General features: G+C 70.2%; 15 protein-coding genes. All 15 read right to left on the bottom strand.

Annotated elements, in window-relative coordinates; all coding sequences use genetic code 11:
* Nucleotides 1-93: 93 nt before the first annotated feature.
* Nucleotides 94-1,755, bottom strand: coding sequence for an NADH-quinone oxidoreductase subunit NuoN (nuoN, locus tag ABZ635_RS13460; RefSeq protein ID WP_357763692.1), 1,662 nt, complete (start codon nt 1,753-1,755; stop codon nt 94-96).
* Complete coding sequence (locus ABZ635_RS13455; RefSeq protein ID WP_357763689.1) at nt 1,752-3,395, bottom strand: NADH-quinone oxidoreductase subunit M; 1,644 nt, start codon at nt 3,393-3,395, stop codon at nt 1,752-1,754. Before ABZ635_RS13455 ends, nuoN begins: the two co-directional genes overlap by 4 nt.
* On the bottom strand, nt 3,396-5,339 hold the full coding sequence (gene nuoL, locus ABZ635_RS13450) for an NADH-quinone oxidoreductase subunit L (protein WP_357763739.1): 1,944 nt from the start codon (nt 5,337-5,339) through the stop codon (nt 3,396-3,398).
* Nucleotides 5,340-5,353: 14 nt separating this feature from the next.
* Nucleotides 5,354-5,653, bottom strand: a complete 300-nt coding sequence (nuoK, locus tag ABZ635_RS13445) for an NADH-quinone oxidoreductase subunit NuoK (RefSeq protein ID WP_017543069.1) — start codon at nt 5,651-5,653, stop codon at nt 5,354-5,356.
* The gene (locus ABZ635_RS13440; RefSeq protein WP_357763686.1) at nt 5,641-6,600 is read right to left on the bottom strand and encodes an NADH-quinone oxidoreductase subunit J; all 960 of its coding nucleotides are present in this window, start codon (nt 6,598-6,600) and stop codon (nt 5,641-5,643) included. The genes nuoK and ABZ635_RS13440 overlap by 13 nt, the downstream gene beginning before the upstream one ends.
* Complete coding sequence (gene nuoI, locus ABZ635_RS13435) at nt 6,597-7,145, bottom strand: NADH-quinone oxidoreductase subunit NuoI (protein WP_357763683.1); 549 nt, start codon at nt 7,143-7,145, stop codon at nt 6,597-6,599. Before nuoI ends, ABZ635_RS13440 begins: the two co-directional genes overlap by 4 nt.
* Nucleotides 7,138-8,511, bottom strand: a complete 1,374-nt coding sequence (nuoH, locus tag ABZ635_RS13430) for an NADH-quinone oxidoreductase subunit NuoH (protein ID WP_357763680.1) — start codon at nt 8,509-8,511, stop codon at nt 7,138-7,140. The genes nuoI and nuoH overlap by 8 nt, the downstream gene beginning before the upstream one ends.
* A complete protein-coding gene (locus ABZ635_RS13425) occupies nt 8,508-10,967 on the bottom strand; it encodes an NADH-quinone oxidoreductase subunit G (protein WP_357763678.1) in 2,460 nt (819 codons plus the stop codon). Before ABZ635_RS13425 ends, nuoH begins: the two co-directional genes overlap by 4 nt.
* Nucleotides 10,964-12,286, bottom strand: coding sequence for an NADH-quinone oxidoreductase subunit NuoF (gene nuoF / locus ABZ635_RS13420; protein ID WP_357763675.1), 1,323 nt, complete (start codon nt 12,284-12,286; stop codon nt 10,964-10,966). The genes ABZ635_RS13425 and nuoF overlap by 4 nt, the downstream gene beginning before the upstream one ends.
* Nucleotides 12,283-13,023 carry an NADH-quinone oxidoreductase subunit NuoE gene (gene nuoE / locus ABZ635_RS13415; protein ID WP_357763673.1) on the bottom strand — a complete coding sequence of 247 codons (741 nt, stop codon included), beginning with the start codon at nt 13,021-13,023 and terminating at the stop codon, nt 12,283-12,285. Before nuoE ends, nuoF begins: the two co-directional genes overlap by 4 nt.
* Nucleotides 13,020-14,315, bottom strand: a complete 1,296-nt coding sequence (locus tag ABZ635_RS13410) for an NADH-quinone oxidoreductase subunit D (RefSeq protein WP_357763670.1) — start codon at nt 14,313-14,315, stop codon at nt 13,020-13,022. Before ABZ635_RS13410 ends, nuoE begins: the two co-directional genes overlap by 4 nt.
* A gap of 55 nt (nt 14,316-14,370) precedes the next feature.
* Complete coding sequence (locus ABZ635_RS13405) at nt 14,371-15,111, bottom strand: NADH-quinone oxidoreductase subunit C (protein ID WP_357763666.1); 741 nt, start codon at nt 15,109-15,111, stop codon at nt 14,371-14,373.
* Nucleotide 15,112: 1 nt separating this feature from the next.
* Entirely contained in the window at nt 15,113-15,658 is a 546-nt protein-coding gene (locus tag ABZ635_RS13400) for an NADH-quinone oxidoreductase subunit B family protein (RefSeq protein WP_357763664.1), read from the bottom strand.
* A 61-nt stretch (nt 15,659-15,719) separates the two neighbouring features.
* Nucleotides 15,720-16,079: an NADH-quinone oxidoreductase subunit A gene (locus ABZ635_RS13395; protein WP_017543079.1), complete on the bottom strand. Its 360-nt coding sequence runs from the start codon at nt 16,077-16,079 to the stop codon at nt 15,720-15,722.
* A 159-nt stretch (nt 16,080-16,238) separates the two neighbouring features.
* Nucleotides 16,239-17,543: a geranylgeranyl reductase family protein gene (locus ABZ635_RS13390; RefSeq protein ID WP_357763660.1), complete on the bottom strand. Its 1,305-nt coding sequence runs from the start codon at nt 17,541-17,543 to the stop codon at nt 16,239-16,241.
* Nucleotides 17,544-17,826: the final 283 nt, after the last annotated feature.

Below are 17,826 nucleotides of genomic sequence, written 5' to 3'. Positions count from 1 at the left end.
GGGGACCGCCACACGCTCAGCACACGAACATGATCCGACTTGCCACGGTATCCGACCCGGAATGAAGGTCCAAAGCCACACCCGGGTCGGTACTCACTCGTCGGCGGGGACCTCCGTCACCTGGTCGACCATCACCGCGGCGGGTTCCTGACCGGGCTCCCCGGACGGCAGAAGGGTGTCCAGGACGGGCCCCGGGAAGATCCCGAGCACCAGGGTCGCGGCCACGCCCACCGTGATCACGCCGCCGGTGAGCACCCCGGCACGGGCCACGGTGGGGCCCTCGCCCTCCGAATCCCGGAAGAACATCACAACGATGATCCGCACGTAGAAGAAGGCGGTGACGGCACTGCTCAGCACACCGATGACGACCAGCGGGGCCGCCCCGGCCGCCACGGCGGCCTCGAACACGGCGAACTTGCCGATGAACCCGCTGGTGAGCGGGATGCCCGCGAAGGCCAGCAGGAACAGTGTCAGGGCCAGGGCCAGGCCCGGGGCGCGCCGCCCCAGCCCCGCCCAGCGGTCGAGGTCGCCGAGCTCCTGCCCGCCGTCCCTGGTGCGCACCAGGGTGACGACGGCGAACGCGCCCAGAGTGGTGAACCCGTAGGCGGCCAGGTAGAACATGGCGCCCGCGAGGCCCTCGACGCTGCCCGCGACGACCGCGGTGAGGATGAACCCGGCGTGCACCACCGAGGAGTAGGCCAGAAGCCGCTTGACGTCGCGCTGGGTGACCGCCACGATCGCGGCGACGACCATCGTCAGGATGGCCACCGTCCACAGCATGGGCTCCCAGACCGCCGCCGAGGTTCCGAACGGCACGAAGAACACCCGCAGCAGGGCGCCGAAGGCGGCGACCAGCGTGCAGGAGGCCATCAGCGCGGTGATCGGGGTCGGGGCGCCCTGGTAGACGTCCGGCTTCCAGTTGTGGAACGGCACGGCGCCGACCTTGAACAGCAGGCCGATCGCGACCAGGCCCACACCCATGAGCAGCAGCGGCTCGCCGTTGCCGTCCTGGAAGATCTCGGCTCCGCCGGACTCCACGGCCTGGCGGATCACGCCGAAGTTCACCGAGCCCGCGTAGCCGTAGACCATGGCGATGCCGAACAGGAAGAACGCGGAGGAGAACGCGCCGAGCAGGAAGTACTTGACCGCGGCCTCCTGCGAGAACAGGCGGCGCCTGCGGGCCAGCCCGCACAGCAGGTACAGCGGGAGGCTCATGACCTCCAGCGCGATGAACATGACCAGGAAGTCGTTCGAGGCCGGGAACATCAGCATGCCCAGCACCGCGAACAGCACCAGCGGGTAGACCTCGGTGTGCTGGGAGCCCGCGAGGATGTGCGCGCGCTCCTCCTCGCTGCCCGGAACCGTCGCGGCCTGGGCCGAGAACGCGTCCCGGCCGTCCCGCCGCTCGGCGATCAGCATGAGGCTGACCAGGGCCAGCACGGTGATGGTGCCCTGGAAGAAAAGCACCGTCCGGTCGACCGCCAGCACTCCGCTGCCGATGGTGGTGCCGCCCCCGACCGCCTCCACCTGGAGGAGGATGAGGACGAACGCGACCAGCAGCGCGCCCGCCGCCAGCACGATCTGCACGGTGCGGCGCGAGCCCTTGGGCCAGAAGGCCTCCAGAAGCACGCCCAGCACACCGGCGCCGAAGAGCACCAGGTACGGGGAGAGCAGCCACCAGTCCAGGACCGGTGGAGCCTCGGTGACTCCGTGGAGCGCCGGGGGCGCCCCGTCCGCGAGATTGAGGGGGATCACTCCTCGTCTCCTTCCGCGTCGCCGTCCGCGACCGTCACCTCGGTGTCGGCCGGGGCCTCCACGGTGCGTTCGACGGCGGGGTTGATCACGTTGAGCAGGGGTTGCGGGTAGACGCCGAACGCGATGATCAGGGCGATCAGCGGGGCGACCGCCCAGGTCTCACGGCCGGACAGGTCCGGGAGCGCGGACAGCTTCTCCGGAGTGGGGCCGGTCATCGTGCGCTGGTACATCCACAGGATGTAGAGCGCCGCGAGGACCACGCCGACCGCGGCGATGATCGCCGCGACCGGGCTGAAGGCGTAGACGCCGACCAACACCAGGAACTCGCTGACGAAGGGGGCCAGCCCGGGCAGCGCCAGACCGGCCAGGCCCGCGATCAGGAAGACCGCCGCCAGCCGGGGCGCGACCTTCTGGACTCCTCCGAAGTCCTCGATGCGCGCGCTGCCTCGGCGGGCGATGAGGAAGCCCACGATGAGGAAGAGCGCGCCCGTGGCGAACCCGTGGTTGACCATGTACAGGGCGGCCCCGGCCTGGGCCTGCTGGGTCAGGGCGAAGATGCCCAGGGTGATGAAGCCGAAGTGGGACACCGAGGTGTAGGCCACCAGGCGCATCATGTCGCTCTGGCCGATGGCGAGGATCGCACCGTAGACGATGCTCACCAGGCTCAGCGCCACCACGGGCCACACGAACCACGACACGGCGGCGGGGAACATCTCCAGGCAGTACCGGAGCATCCCGTAGGTGCCCACCTTGTCCAGCACGCCGACCAGCAGGACGGCCGTGCCGGGGCTGGACGACCCGGCCGCGCTGGGCAGCCAGGTGTGCACGGGCCACATCGGGGCCTTGATCGCGAAGGCGATGAAGAACCCGAGGAAGAGCCAGCGCGCGGTGGCCGGGTCGACGGCCGCGAGGGCGCCGCCCGGGTCGGTGAGGTCGGTCCACAGGAAGGTCCCGCCGACGACGTACACACCGATCACCGCGACCAGCATGACGAGGCCGCCCGCGAGGCTGTACAGCAGGAACTTCATGGCGGCCCTGGCGCGTTCGGCGCCCCGCCCGTAGCGCCCGATCATGAAGTAGACCGGGATGAGCATGGCCTCGAAGAACACGTAGAAGAGGAAGACGTCGGTGGCCGCGAAGACACCGATCATCATCGCTTCGAGGGCGAGGACGAGGGCGAAGTAGCCGCGCCCGCCGTCCTCCCGGTCGTCGTGTTCGTTCCAGGCGGCCAGCACCACGAGCGGCACGAGGACCACGGACATCAGGATGAGCAGGAGCGCGATGCCGTCGACGCCGACCGCGAAGTGCACCCCGAAGTAGGGAATCCACGGGTGGACCTGCTCGAACTGGAGCCCGCCCGCCTTCGAGACGTCGAAGTTCAGGGCCATCGCCACGACGAGCAGCAGGGTCGCGACGGAGAAGCCCAGGGCGACGCGCTTGGCGGTTTCGGCCGGGGCCGCGCCGCCGGTGGCCGGACGGGTCCGGGTGGCCGTGGCCGTCGCGGAGCCGGAGCCGGCCCCCGCGTGTGCCGAGGCCTGGGCGCCGTCCGGTGCCGCGGGGGCCTTGACGCGCGGTAGCGCCCAGATAACGACCGCGCCGATCGCGGGGAGCGCGATCGCGAGAGTGAGCCAGGGGATCATTTAGAACCTCACAACCAGCGTCGCGGCGACGATCACGGCGCCGAGGAGCATGGTGAGCGCGTAGGTGCGGGCGAACCCGGTCTGCGTCCTGCCGAGTCCGGTGGAGGAGTCGCCGACCCCGGCACCGATCCCGTTGACCGCGCCGTCGATGACCTTGTCCTCGATGACGACCAGCGCCTTGGTGAGCACCTGGCCGGGTCGCATGAACAGGCCCTCGTTGATCTCGTTGCCGTACAGCTCGTTGGCGGCCGCGACGGTGACGAGGTTGCCCTTGGGAGCGGTGCGCTCCACGGGCTTGCGCAGGTACAGGGCCCAGGCCAGGGCGACGCCCAGGACGAGCACGACCAGGGCGGCGATGCCGTAGGGCGCGGTGAAGGCGTGGCCCACGGTGAAGTGGTGCGGCTCGGCGCCGATGGCCGGGGCGAGGAAGCCCGCGAACCGGTCGCCGAAGACCAGGAAGGCGCCGAGGGCGACCGACCCGACCGACAGCACCACCATGGGGGCGGTCATGCTCACCGGCGACTCGTGCGGGTGCACGCCGTCGTCCCAGCGCTTCTTGCCGAGGAAGGTCATGAAGACCATCCGCGACATGTAGAAGGCGGTGAGCGCGGCGCCGACGATGATCGCGGTGCCGAAGACCGCCCCGGCGGTTCCGCCGATCCCGAAGGCGGCGGAGATGATGCTCTCCTTGGTCCACCAGCCGGACAGGAACGGGACGCCGATGATGGCGAGGTAGCCCAGGCCGAAGGTGGCGAAGGTGATCGGCATCTTCGACGCCAGACCGCCGTACCGGCGCATGTCGACGCCGTCGTTCATGCCGTGCATGACCGAACCGGCGCCCAGGAACAGCCCGGCCTTGAAGAAGCCGTGCGTGATCAGGTGGGCGATGGCGGCGACGTAGCCGACCGGGCCGAGCCCGGCGGCCAGCACCATCATGCCGATCTGGCTCATGGTGGAGCCCGCCAGGGACTTCTTGATGTCGTCCTTGGCGGAGGCGATGACGCCGCCCGCGAGCATGGTGGCGGCACCGACCGTCATGACGACCGTCTGCGCGACCGGCGCGCCCTCGAAGATCGGTCCGGCGCGCACGATCAGGTACACGCCCGCGGTGACCATGGTGGCGGCGTGGATGAGCGCCGACACCGGGGTCGGACCCTCCATGGCGTCCAGCAACCACGCCTGGAGCGGGAGCTGCGCGGACTTGCCGCAGGCGCCCAGGAGCAGCAGGAGGCCGATGGCGAGCAGGACGCCGTCGCTCGCGCCCGGAACGGCCGCGAAGACGTCGCTGAAGCTCACCGCGCCGAGCACGGTGAACATGATCATGATCGCCACGAGGAGGCCCAGGTCGCCGACCCGGTTGATCAGGAAGGCCTTCTTGGCGGCGGTGGCCGCCGTGGGCTTGTACTGCCAGAACCCGATGAGCAGGTAGGACGCGAGACCCACACCCTCCCAGCCGAGGAAGAGCAGGACGAAGTTGTCCGCGAGGACCAGCACGAGCATGGCCGCGACGAACAGGTTGAGGTAGGCGAAGAACCGCCGTTTGCCCGGGTCCTCGGCCATGTAGCCGAGGGAGTACACGTGGATGAGCGAGCCCACGAAGGTGATCAGCAGGACGAAGCTGATCGAGAGCGGGTCCACCAGGAGGTTGATCCGGGCGGAGAGGTCACCGGCCGCGAACCACTCGTAGACGGGGACGGAGACGGTCCGCTCGGCCGCGCCCCGGCCGAGGAGGTCGAACAGGGCCAGGACCGCCCAGACGAAGGAACCGATCGGCAGGGCGGTGGCCAGCAGCGGCCCCCAGCCGTTGGTGCGCCGCCCGCCCAGCAGCAGGACCGCCGCGCCCACGAGCGGCAGGGCGATCATCAGCCAGGCGTTGGACAGCACCGCGCTGTCGGCCGCGGTCGCCACGGGGTCGGCGGCGAGGTACGCGTGATGTTGTGTCACTGCCACGTCGCCTTCTAGTGCTTGAGCAGGTTCGCGTCATCGAGCGACGCGGACCTGCGGGTTCGGAAGATCTGCATGATGATCGCGAGGCCCACGACCACCTCGGCGGCGGCCACGACCATCACGAAGAAGGCGACGACCTGCCCCTCGATGTCCCCGTGCATCCGGGCGAACGCGACGAACGCCAGGTTGCAGGCGTTGAGCATGAGCTCCACGCACATGAAGACGATGATCGCGTTGCGTCGGACGAGGACGCCGACCGCGCCGATGGTGAACAGAAGCGCCGCGAGGACGATGTAGTTCATCGGGTCCACGAGGACTCGACCTCCTGTCCATTGCCGTTGCCGTTGCCGTTCTCTCCGCCGTCGGCGGCCGGGGCGTCCGCACCGTCGTCGGCGGGGCGCTCCCGCGGGTCGTCGGCGGGCCCGGCCTCCTTGACGGCGGCCGGGTCCGACGCGCCACCGGGCAGCGCGGACCGCCCGGCCCGGACGTCCACCGGGACGCCCGACTGGTACTCGGGGTCGCGGGCGACCAGCACCGGGTTGAGCGAGAGCTTCGAGACGGTGCCGTCGGGCAGCAGCGCGGGCATGTCGATCGCGTTGTGCCGGGCGTAGGTACCGGGCCCGGGCAGCGGGGTGGGGTGGTCGCCGCGGATGCGGTCCTCGGAGATCTCCCGCTGGGTGCGGCGCCGACCCGTCCGGGCGGTGTGCGCGAGCACCATGGCGCCGAGCACCGAGGTGACGAGCAGCGCGGCGGTGGCCTCGAAGGCCACCACGTAGCGCAGCAGGAGTTCGCTGGCGATCCACGGGATCGTGCCGCCGACCGGGGTGGCGGCGGCCGCGATCCCGGCCGGGTCGCCCACGACGATCCGGGTGATCCCGGTGGTGAGGGCGCCGACGAAGCAGATCGCGACGATCGCGGTCATGAGCCGCTGGCCGCGCAGGGTCTCCACGAGGGAGTCGGCGGAGCTGACGCCCACGAGCATCAGGACGAACAGGAACAGCATCAGGACGGCGCCGGTGTAGACCACGATCTGGACGACCATGAGGAACGGCGCCTCGTTGATGCCGTAGAAGATCGCCAGGCCGACCATGGCGAGCGCCATGGACATGGCCGAGTGCACGGCCTTGCGGGAGAAGACCACTCCCAGGGCGCCGAGCACGACGATCGTGCCGAGGACCCAGAAGACCGTGGCCTCCCCGGAGCCGATCGGCGCCGCGGCGAGGTGCTGTGCGGGGGAGGCGGGGGTGAGCGGGTTCAACGGACCGCCCCCGTGTTCTCCGGCCGGTCCTGGGTCCCGTGCTCACCGCGCCCGGTGGCGTAGTAGTCGAGGTCGCTGTCGCCGAGACGCATCGGGTGGGGCGGCTGCTCCATGCCCTCGCGCAGCGGGGCCAGCAACTGCTCCTTCGTCCAGATCAGGCTCTGCCTGCTGTCGTCGGCCAGCTCGTACTCGTTGGTCATGGTGAGGGCCCGGGTCGGGCACGCCTCCACGCACAGACCGCACAGGATGCACCGCAGGTAGTTGATCTGGTAGACGCGCCCGTACCGCTCACCGGGCGAGTACCGGTCGTCCTCGGTGTTGTCTCCGGCCTCCACGTAGATGGCGTCGGCCGGGCAGGCCCAGGCGCACAGTTCGCACCCGATGCACTTCTCCAGGCCGTCGGCCCACCGGTTCAGCTGGTGCCGACCGTGGAAGCGCGGCGCCGTGGGGCGCTTGACCTCCGGGTACTCGACGGTGGGCACCTTCTTGAACATCGTGTGGAAGGTGACACCGAAACCCTTGACGGGGTTGAGCCACTCAAGCACCGGTAACCTCCCCCTTCTTCTGGTTGCGTTCGGCGGTGGCGGCCGGGGCCGTCCGCGACGGTTCGGCGAGCACGCTGCTGCCGTAGTGGGCGGCGGTGCTCGGAGGCACCGGGAACCCGCCGAAGGAGGGTTCCTTGTGTGCGCGGCGCGCGTTCTCGGCGCGCTGGCGGGCCTCCTCCGCGCGCTCGCGGCGCACGAAGCGGACCCAGGCGGCGATGGCCGCGATCGTGGCGGCGGAGAAGCCCGCGACCACACCGGCGATCACCAGCGGGTGGGCCTCGTCGAGGACGAGCATGCGGACGACGGCCACGCCGGTGATCCACACGAGCTGGATCGGGATGAGGACCTTCCAGCCGAGCTTCATGAGCTGGTCGTACCGGACGCGCGGGAGGCTGCCCCGGGCCCAGATGAACAGGAACATGACGGCGACGAACTTGAGCAGCCACCACAGGGCGGGCCACCAGCCCTCGTTGGCGCCGGGCAGGACCGCGGTGACCCCGGGCGGGGCGTACCAGCCGCCGAGGAAGAGCGTCACGGACACGGCCGCGACGGTGCACATGTTCACGTACTCCGCGAGGAAGAACATCGTGAACTTCATCGACCCGTACTCGGTCATGAAGCCGCCGACGATCTCGCCCTCACCCTCCGCCAGGTCGAACGGGAGACGGTTGGTCTCGCCGATCATCGTGACGATGTAGATGAGGAAGGAGGGCAGGAGCAGCACCGCGAACCACAGGTTCTCCTGGGCCGCGACAATGCCGGAGGTGGTGAGCGTGCCCGCCATGATGAAGACCGCGACGAAGGACAGGCCCATCGCGATCTCGTAGCTGATCACCTGTGCGGAGGCGCGCAGGCCGCCGAGCAGGGCGTACGGCGACTGGGAGGCCCAGCCGCCGAGCACGAACCCGTAGACGCCGAGCGCGGCTGTGGCCAGGACCAGCAGGGCGGCGATCGGCAGGTCGGTGAGCTGGAGCGGGGTGAGCACCCCGAACATGTTCACCTCGGGCCCGATCGGGATGACCGAGAACGCGAGGAACGCGGGCACCGCCGCGATCATCGGCGCCGCGATGTAGACGAACCGGTCCACCCCGCGCGGGATCAGGTCCTCCTTGAGGGAGAGCTTGATGCCGTCGAACAGGGACTGGAGGAGGCCGAAGGGCCCCATCCGGTTGGGTCCGTGGCGCTGCTGCATCCGGCCCATGACCTTGCGGTCGGCCATGATCATCATGAGCACGCAGATCATCAGGAAGACGAAGATCGCGAGCGCCTTGATGGTGGTGATCCACCACGGGTCGTTCCCGAAGGCGTTCAGGGTGCTCTCCGAGGCCAGGACGGCCGCGCGCGGATCGAGAGCGGCGGGGGTCACTGCTGCCTCCCGTTGGTGGTGGGCGCGGCCAGGATGACCGTCTGCCCGGCGGTGCCGCCCAGGTCACGGCGGATGTCGCAGCCGTGGGCGTTGGCCGGGAGCCAGACGACCCGGTCGGCGATGTCGGTGACGACCACGGGGACGGTGACCGAGCCCCGCTCCCCCGTGACGCGGAGGGCGCCGCCGTCGGGGACGCCGACCTCGTCGGCCGTGGCCTTGGACAGGTAGGCGCGCGGCGGGCGGGCGGTACCGGCGAGGTAGGGCTCGCCGTCCTCCATCCGGCCGGTGCCCAGGAGCTGGCGCCACGTGGAGAGCAGGGCCTGGCCCGCGGCGGGCTCGGGGAGCGCGGCCGGACGGACCGAGGGTCCGGCTGGCCGGTCCCCCACCCACACGCCCAGTTCCAGGAGCTCGTCGTAGGCGCTGGTGGCGTCGGGCAGCCCCAGGTGGACGTCCATCTCGTTGGCGATCGCGGACAGCACCCGCAGGTCGGAGAGGGCGCCGGGCACCTTGAGCGCGTCGCCGAAGGGCCGGTGGCGGCCCTCCCAGTTGACGAAGGTGCCGGACTTCTCCGCCACGGCGGCCACCGGCAGCACCACGTCGGCGCGGTCGGTGACGTCGCTGGCGCGCAGTTCGAGGCTGACGACGAACGGCACCCGGGCCAGGGCCGCGCGGGCGGCGTCCGGGTCGGGCAGGTCGTCCAGCTCGACCCCGGCGATGACCAGGGCGTCCAACTCGCCGGAGGCGGCGGCCGCGATGATCGCGTCCGTGTCGCGTCCGGGGGCGTCCGGCAGCGAACCGACGTTCCAGACGCGGGCCACCTCGGCGCGGGCCGAGGCGTCGGCGACCGGACGGCCCCCGGGCAGCAGGCCCGGCAGCGCCCCGGCGTCGACCGCTCCGCGCTCACCGGCGCGGCGCGGCACCCAGGCCAGCCGGGCCCCGGTGCGTTCGGCCAGGGCGGCGGCCGCGGTGAGGGCTCCCGGGACGGCGGCGAGCCGCTCGCCGACCAGGATCACGGAGCCCTCGTGGCCGATCGCCTCGACCACGTCGGGGTGGTCGGCGTCCAGGGCGTTGAGGACGCGCGCCTCGTCGCCCGGAACGGTCCGGACCAGGGTTCCCGACGTCTTGGTGAGGCCGAGGCTGGCGTGCGAGGCGATCGAGTAGACCTTCAGTCCCCGCTTGCGGGCGCCCTTGCGCAGGCGCAGGAACACGGACGGCGACTCGTCCTCGGGCTCGAACCCGGCCAGCAGGACGGCGGGCGCCTTCTCCAGGGCGGTGAAGTCCACGCCCACCGGGGTCCCCGCCACGTGGGCGGCGAGGAACGCGGCCTCCTCCTCGGAGTGCTCGCGGGCGCGGGCGTCCACGTCGTTGGTGGCCAGGGCCACGCGGGCGAACTTGGCGTAGGCGTAGGCGTCCTCGTAGGTGAGGCGGCCGCCGACCAGGACGCCCACGTTGCCGCGCGCCGCGCCCAGCCCCTGGGCGGCGAGGCTGATCGCCTCCGGCCAGGACGCGAACTCCAGCGCGCCGGAGTCCTCGTCGCGGACCAGGGGGCGGGACAGGCGGTCGGACCGGGTGGCGTAGGTGAACGCCCACCGCCCCTTGTCGCAGTTCCACTCCTCGTTGACCTGCGGGTCGTCCCCGGCCAGTCGGCGGGTGACCTTGCCCCGCCGGTGGTCGGTGCGCTGCGCGCAGCCGCCCGCGCAGTGCTCGCACACGCTGGGGGTGGAGACCAGGTCGAAGGGGCGGGACCGGAACCGGTAGGCCGACCCGGTGAGCGCGCCCACGGGGCAGATCTGCACGGTGTTGCCGGAGAAGTAGGAGTCGAACGCCTCCCCCTCGGCGATGCCGACCTGCTCCTGTGCGCCGCGCTCCATCAGCTCGATCAGCGGGTCTCCCGCGATCTGCGCCGCGAAGCGGGTGCAGCGGGCGCACTGGATGCAGCGCTCACGGTCCAGCAGCACTCCGGTGGAGAGCGCGATCGGCTTGGGGAAGGTCCGCTTGACGTCGACGAACTCGGTCTCCCCCTGCCCCGTGGACATGGCCTGGTTCTGCAGGGGGCACTCGCCGCCCTTGTCACAGACCGGGCAGTCCAGCGGGTGGTTGATCAGGAGGAACTCCATGATCCCGCGCTGGGCCCGCTCCGCCACCTCGGAGGTGAGGTGGGTGTTGACCACCATCCCCTCCATGACGGTGATGGTGCACGACGCCTGCGGCTTGGGCATCCCGCGCCCGTTGCCCATGTCGGGGATCTCCACCAGGCACTGGCGGCAGGCCCCCACCGGGTCGAGCAGCGGGTGGTCGCAGAACCGGGGGATCTGGATGCCGAGCAGCTCGGCGGCCCGGATCAGCAGGGTGCCCTTGGGGACGCTGATCTGGAAGCCGTCGATGGTGACGGTGATCAGGTCCTCCGGGGGCGGGGCGGGCGAGGATCCGCCCGAGGTGTTGGAGGTGACGGTCACCGGTTCCCTCCCTCTTCCGTGGTCGGCCGGTCCGCCCAGAGGGTGGACCTGGAGTGGTCGAAGGGGCAGCCGCCCTTCTCGAAGTGGTCGACGTACTCCTGGCGGAAGTGCTTGATCGACGACATGACGGGGCTGGTGGCACCGTCGCCCAGCGCGCAGAAGGAGCGGCCGAGCAGGTTGTCGCAGATCTGGAGGAGCTTGTCGATGTCGGCCTCGGTGCCCTCGCCCCGCTCCAGGCGGTCCAGGACCTGGACCATCCAGAAGTTGCCCTCGCGGCAGGGCGTGCACTTGCCGCAGGACTCGTGGGCGTAGAAGGCGATCCAGCGGCCGACGGCGCGGACCACGCAGGTGGTCTCGTCGAAGATCTGGAGGGCGCGGGTGCCGAGCATGGACCCGGCGGCGCCCACCGACTCGAAGTCGAGCGGGGTGTCCAGGTGTTCGTCGGTGAAGATCGGTGTGGAGGAGCCGCCCGGGGTCCAGAACTTGAGCCGGTGCCCCTCGCGGATGCCGCCCGCCATGTCCAGGAGCTCGCGCAGGGTGATCCCGAGCGGCGCCTCGTACTGGCCGGGGTTGGTGACGTGCCCGGACAGGGAGAAGAAGCCGAACCCGGCGGACTTCTCGGTACCCATGGACGTGAACCACTCGGCGCCGTTGGCGACGATCCCGGGGACGCTGGCGATGGACTCGACGTTGTTCACCACGGTGGGCGAGGCGTAGAGCCCGGCCACGGCGGGGAAGGGCGGCTTGAGGCGGGGCTGGCCCCGGTAGCCCTCCAGGGAGTCCAGGAGGGCGGTCTCCTCACCGCAGATGTAGGCGCCCGCCCCGGCGTGCACGACGACGTCGAGGTCGAAGCCGCTGCCGAGGATGTTCTTGCCGAGCAGCCCCGCCGCGTAGGCGTCGGCCACCGCCTGGCGCAGGCGGCGGATGACGTGGAGGACCTCACCGCGCACGTAGATGAAGGCCTGGTGGGACCTGATCGCGTACGAGGCGATCGCCACCCCCTCCACCAGCACGTGGGGGTTGGCGAGCATGAGCGGGATGTCCTTGCAGGTCCCCGGCTCGGACTCGTCGGCGTTGACGACGAGGTAGCGCGGGTTGGGGTTGTCCTTGGGCAGGAACCCCCACTTCATCCCCGTGGGGAAGCCCGCCCCGCCGCGACCGCGCAGGCCGGACTGCTTGACCAGGTCCACGATGGAGTCGGGCTCCATGGTGAGCGACCTGCGCAGGGCCTCGTAGCCGCCGGTGGCCCGGTAGCCGTCGATGGTGAAGGAGTCGGGGCGGTCCCAGTCGCGGGACAGGATCGGGGTCAGGGTGGTCACTTGGCGCCCTCCTCACTCTGTTCGGGGCGGGAGGGCAGGTTGTTCGGGTCCGGCGCCGTCCAGCCGTGGCGGTCGGCGACGCGGAGACCGGCCAGCGAGGGTCCGGACGCCTGGACGCCCTCGCCCGCGCGGCCGTCGTCGAACCCGGCCAGCACGCGCGAGGCCTGCTTCCAGGTGCACAGGCTGGCGGGACCGCGCGTGGGGGCGACGTCCTTGCCGAGGCGCAGGTCGTCGACCAGCTGCTTGGCGGTGGCCGGGGTCTGGTTGTCGAAGAACTCCCAGTTGACCATCACGACCGGCGCGAAGTCGCAGGCCGCGTTGCACTCGACGTGCTCCAGGGTGACCCTGCCGTCTCCGGTGGTCTCCCCGTTGGCCAGGTCCAGGTGCTCCTTGAGGGCGGAGAAGATCTCGTCCCCGCCCATCACCGCGCACAGGGTGTTGGTGCACACGCCCACCTGGTAGTCGCCGCCGGGCTGGCGGCGGTACATGGTGTAGAACGTGGCGACCGCCCTGACCTCGGCCAGGGTGATGTCGAGCTGGTCGGCGCAGAACCGCATGCCCTCCGCGCTGACGTGCCCCTCCTCGGCCTGCACCAGGTGCAGCAGGGGGAGCAGCGCCGAACGCGGCTTCGGGTAGCGGCTGATGATCTCCTTGGCGTCCTGTTCCAGGCGCGCCACGACCTCGTCGGTGAAGACCCCGGGGGTCTCCACGGGGGTGTTCTCGTTGGTCTCGCTCACCGGTCCACGCCTCCCATCACCGGGTCGATACTGGCCACGGCCGCGATGACGTCCGCCACCGTCCCGCCCTCGCACATGGCGGCGACGGCCTGGAGGTGGGTGAACGACGGGTCGCGGAAGTGCACGCGGTGGGGGCGGGTGCCCCCGTCGCTGACGGCGTAGCAGCCGAGCTCGCCCTTGGCGCTCTCCACAGCCGCGTAGGCCTGGCCGGAGGGGACCCGGAAGCCCTCGGTGACCAGCTTGAAGTGGTGGATGAGCGCCTCCATCGAGCCGCTCATGATGTGCGCGATGTGGTCCGGGGAGTTGCCCATGCCGTCGGGGCCCAGCGCCAGCTTGGCGGGCCAGCCGATCTTGGCGTCCTCGATCATCACCGGGCCGGGCTGGAGCTTGTCCAGGCACTGCTCGACGATCTTGAGGCTCTCCTCCATCTCGGCGATGCGCACCCGGTAGCGGGCGTACACGTCGCCGCCGTCGGAGACCGGGACGTCGAACTCGTAGTCCTCGTAGCCGCAGTACGGCTTGGCCTTGCGCAGGTCCCAGGCCAGGCCCGAGGCGCGCACGAGCGGACCGGTGACGCCGAGCGCCATGCAGCCGGGCAGGTTCAGGTACGCGACGTCCCTGGTGCGGGCCAGGTAGACGGGGTTCTCGTCGAGGAGCTTGCGCATGGTCTGGATGCGCTTGGGCATCTCCTTGAGCAGCTCGCGCACCTTGCCCACGGCACCGGGCGGCAGGTCCTGCGCCACCCCGCCGGGCCGGACGTAGGCGTGGTTCATCCTCAGGCCCGTGACGAGCTCGAAGATGTCCAGGATCATCTCGCGCTCACGGAAGCCGTTGGTCATGACCGTGGTGGCGCCCAGCTCCATGCCGAACGTCGCCATGGCCACGAAGTGCGAGGCCATCCGGTTGAGCTCCATGAGCATCACGCGGATGACGCTGGCGCGCTCGGGGACCCGGTCGGTGATGTCGAGCAGCTTCTCGACCGCCAGGCAGTACGCCGTCTCGTTGAAGAGCGGCGTGAGGTAGTCCATGCGGGTCACGAACGTGGTGCCCTGCGTCCACGTCCGGTACTCCATGTTCTTCTCGATACCGGTGTGCAGGTAGCCGATGCCCACGCGGGCCTCGGTACAGGTCTCGCCGTCGAGGGTGAGGATCAGACGGAGCACGCCGTGCGTGGACGGGTGCTGCGGACCCATGTTGACGACCAGGCGCTCGGCGCTGGTGCCCTGGGCCTTCTCGATGACGTCGTCCCAGTCCCCACCGGAGGCGTCGATGTAGTCCTCGGTGACGGTCATGCCGTGCCTCCCTTCCGGAGGGGCCTTCGTGTGGCTGGTGTGGTGGCCGCGCGGATCACGTGTAGGACCGCCGCTCGTCCGGCGGGGGCACCGTGGCACCCCGGTACTCGACCGGGACCCCGCCCAGCGGGTAGTCCTTGCGCTGGGGGTGGCCGTGCCAGTCGTCGGGCATCTGGATGCGGGTCAGCGCCGGGTGGCCGTCGAAGACGATCCCGAAGAAGTCCCAGGCCTCGCGCTCGTGCCAGTCGTTGGTCGGGTAGGCCGACACGATCGACGGGATGTGCGGGTCGGCGTCGGGGCAGGTGGTCTCGACCCGGATCTCGCTGTTGTGCGTGATCGACCTGAAGTGGTAGACCGCGTGCAGCTCGCGCCCGATGTCCTCCGGGTAGTGGACCCCGACCACACCCGTGCACAGCTCGTAGCGCAGCGCGGGGTCGTCGCGCAGGAGCCGGACCAGATCCAGCAGCGCCTCGCGGCGCACGTGGAAGGTGATCTCGCCCCGGCCGACCTCGACCCGCTCGACGTCGGACTCCCGGCCGACCGCCGTGAGCGCCGCCTCCAGGTCGTCGGCGACCCGGTCGAAGTCGGCGGTGCGGGGGTCGTCGGGGTCGGTGAAGGGGCGCTGGCTCCGGACGGGAGCGCTCCCCCGCACCTGGAGGCCGCCGAACCCGGAGGTGTCACCCGTGGTGGTGGCGCCGAACATGCCGGTGCGCCTGACCGGTGCGGCCAAGCGCTCGCGTCCGAGCTGGTCGGGAAGGTTCTCCGCCGCCTCGTCGCGCTCGTTCTCGTTGCTCATGTCAGTCCTTGGTCACCAGGGGGAGCGATCGGCGGAGCATGCGCTCCTCGGTCTCGGTGATCTCCTGCTCCCGGTGGGCGCCGAGCTTGGTGTTCTGCACCTTGTCGTGGAGCTTGAGCACGGCGTCCAGGAACATCTCCGGCCTGGGCGGGCAGCCCGGCAGGTAGATGTCGACCGGGACGATGTGGTCCACGCCCTGGACGATCGCGTAGTTGTTGAACATGCCGCCGCTGGAGGCGCAGACGCCCATGGCGATGACCCACTTGGGTTCGGGCATCTGGTCGTAGATCTGGCGCAGGACCGGTGCCATCTTCTGGCTGACCCGCCCGGCCACGACCATGAGGTCGGCCTGGCGCGGGGTGGCGCCGAACTTCTCCATGCCGAACCGGGCGAGGTCGTAGTGGGGGCCGCCGACGGCCATCATCTCGATGGCGCAGCAGGCCAGACCGAACGTGGCGGGCCACATCGACGACTTGCGGGCCAGGCCGACGACCTGTTCGACGGTGGTGAGCGCGACTCCGGCCGGCAGTTTCTCTTCGATACCCATCAGCTGAGGACCTCCTCCGGGGTGGGCGGCTGGGTCTGGTCGGGGGTGCGGGGGCTCGGGATCAGTCCCATTCGAGGCCTCCGCGGCGCCATTCGTAGGCGTAGGCGATGGAGACGTTCACCAGGAAGAGGATGATCGCGATGACGCCGAACCAGCCGAGGGCGTCGAAGTGCACAGCCCACGGGATGAGGAAGATGATCTCGATGTCGAAGACGATGAACATCATCGCCGTCATGTAGTACTTGACGGTGAAGCGGCCACCGCCCGCGGGCTGCGGAGTGGGCTCGATTCCGCACTCGTACGCCTGCATCTTGGCCCGGTTGTACCGCTTGGGTCCCATGACCGCACCGGCGACCATCGACAGGACGACGAAAGCGGCGCCGATCCCACCGAGCACGAATATCGGTGTGTACAGCTCCACGGCTCACCCTCCTCCGCTGAATGGCTGGTCGGAGCGCGCGACCGGCTGACTTGTGAACGTTTTCACGTGCTTCTCTCGGCTCTTCCCGACATGTCGTGTGGTGGGGCCGGACCACGGACCACCGCGGTCCGGCCGTACGTGCGTGCGCGCCGTCGACCGCTAGGCGGCGGGCGCCATCTTGGACAGGCCGTTGATGACCCGGTCCATGGCGTCGCCCTTGCTGGGCTCGGTGAGGTTGGCGAGCATCTTCAGTACGAACTTCATGAGCGTGCGCTGACGCAGCCCGTACTTGGTCGCGTACTTCATGAACTCGGGCTGGCCGATGACCTTCACGAAGTAACGGCCCAGCGTGTAGTAGCCGCCGTAGGTGTCGGCGAGGACCTCCGGGTACCGCAGCAACGCGCGCTCGCGCGTCTGCTGGGTGGGGCGTCCGTGCGCCTGCACGATCACGTCGGCGGCGATCTGCCCGGCCTCCATCGCGTAGGCGATGCCCTCCCCGTTGAAGGGGTTGACCATGCCGCCCGCGTCGCCGACGAGCATCAGCCCGCGCGCGTAGTGGGGGACCCGGTTGAAGCCCATGGGCAGCGCCGCGCCGAGGATCTTGCCCTTCTGGTTCTCCTCGGTGAAGCCCCACTCCTCGGGCATCGACTCGGTCCACCGGCGCAGGAGCTTGCGGTAGTCCACGTCCTGGAAGGCGGAGGTGGAGTTGAGGATGCCGAGGCCGACGTTGCTGGTGCCGTCGCCGACGCCGAAGACCCAGCCGTAGCCGGGCAGGAGGACGTCCTTGTCGCCGCTGCGGTCCCACAGCTCCAGCCAGGACTCCAGGTAGTCGTCCTCGTGGCGGGGGCTCTCGAAGTAGGTGCGCACGGCCACACCCAGCGGGCGGTCGTCGCGCTTGCGGACGCCCATGGCGACGGAGAGGCGGGAGGAGTTGCCGTCGGCGGCCACGACCAGCGGCGCCCGGAAGGTCACGGGTTCGCGGTCGGCGTTCTTCGCGTGCACTCCGATGATGCGGTTGCTGCGCTCGTCCATGAGCGGGCCGGTGACGTTGGTGCGCTCCAGGAGCTTGGCTCCGGCCGCCACGGCCCGGTTGACCAGGATCTGGTCGAAGTCGAAGCGGGTGCGCACGAGACCGAAACCGGGGTAGGCGGCCAGGTCGGGCCAGGGCAGTTCGAGGCGCACGCCGGCGCCGACGATGCGGAGCCCGTGGTTCCTGATCCACCCCTCGTCCTCGAAGGTGATCCCCATGGCGGTGAGCTGTTTCACCGCCCTCGGGGTCAGGCCGTCGCCGCAGACCTTCTCCCGGGGGAAGGCGGTCTTCTCCAGGAGGAGGACGTCGAGCCCGGCCTGGGCCAGGTAGTAGGCGGTGGTGGAGCCAGAAGGGCCAGCGCCGACGACGATGACGTCGGCGTCGTACTCGATCCGCTCCCGGCCTCTCGGAGTGGAGGTGGCTGTCTCGCTCACGGATGTGTCCTCGACTACTCGCGCGGTACACCGTGGCGGGTCAGTGCGGGTCCGACCCGCTCACGGGGGGTGCTGTGGGGATGCTTGGGACTTCCGACATGTCTGACATGGGACTTGTGTCTTTAGCCTCGTGGCCTTGTGAAGCACTTCACAAGCCACTTTTCCGCAGTCTAGACCCTCCGGAGCCAGGAGGCGACCCCCGGGGGGCATTCTTCGGGAAATCGGATATTGGGCCCACAAGACTCCACACACCCACCAAAGCAGTCACAAGCCGTCAAAAGTG

Source organism: Nocardiopsis sp. NPDC007018, assembly GCF_040635075.1.
GTDB lineage: Bacteria > Actinomycetota > Actinomycetes > Streptosporangiales > Streptosporangiaceae > Nocardiopsis.
This window is presented reverse-complemented; position numbering and strand designations above follow the sequence as displayed.

Bases quoted from the DNA above. Each gene is read 5' to 3' on its own strand.
- ABZ635_RS13455 (WP_357763689.1), bottom strand. From the start codon at position 3,395: ATGATCCCCTGGCTCACTCTCGCGATCGCGCTCCCCGCGATCGGCGCG.
- ABZ635_RS13410 (WP_357763670.1), bottom strand. From the start codon at position 14,315: ATGACCGTCACCGAGGACTACATCGACGCCTCCGGTGGGGACTGGGAC.
- ABZ635_RS13405 (WP_357763666.1), bottom strand. From the start codon at position 15,111: ATGAGCAACGAGAACGAGCGCGACGAGGCGGCGGAGAACCTTCCCGAC.
- ABZ635_RS13400 (WP_357763664.1), bottom strand. From the start codon at position 15,658: ATGGGTATCGAAGAGAAACTGCCGGCCGGAGTCGCGCTCACCACCGTC.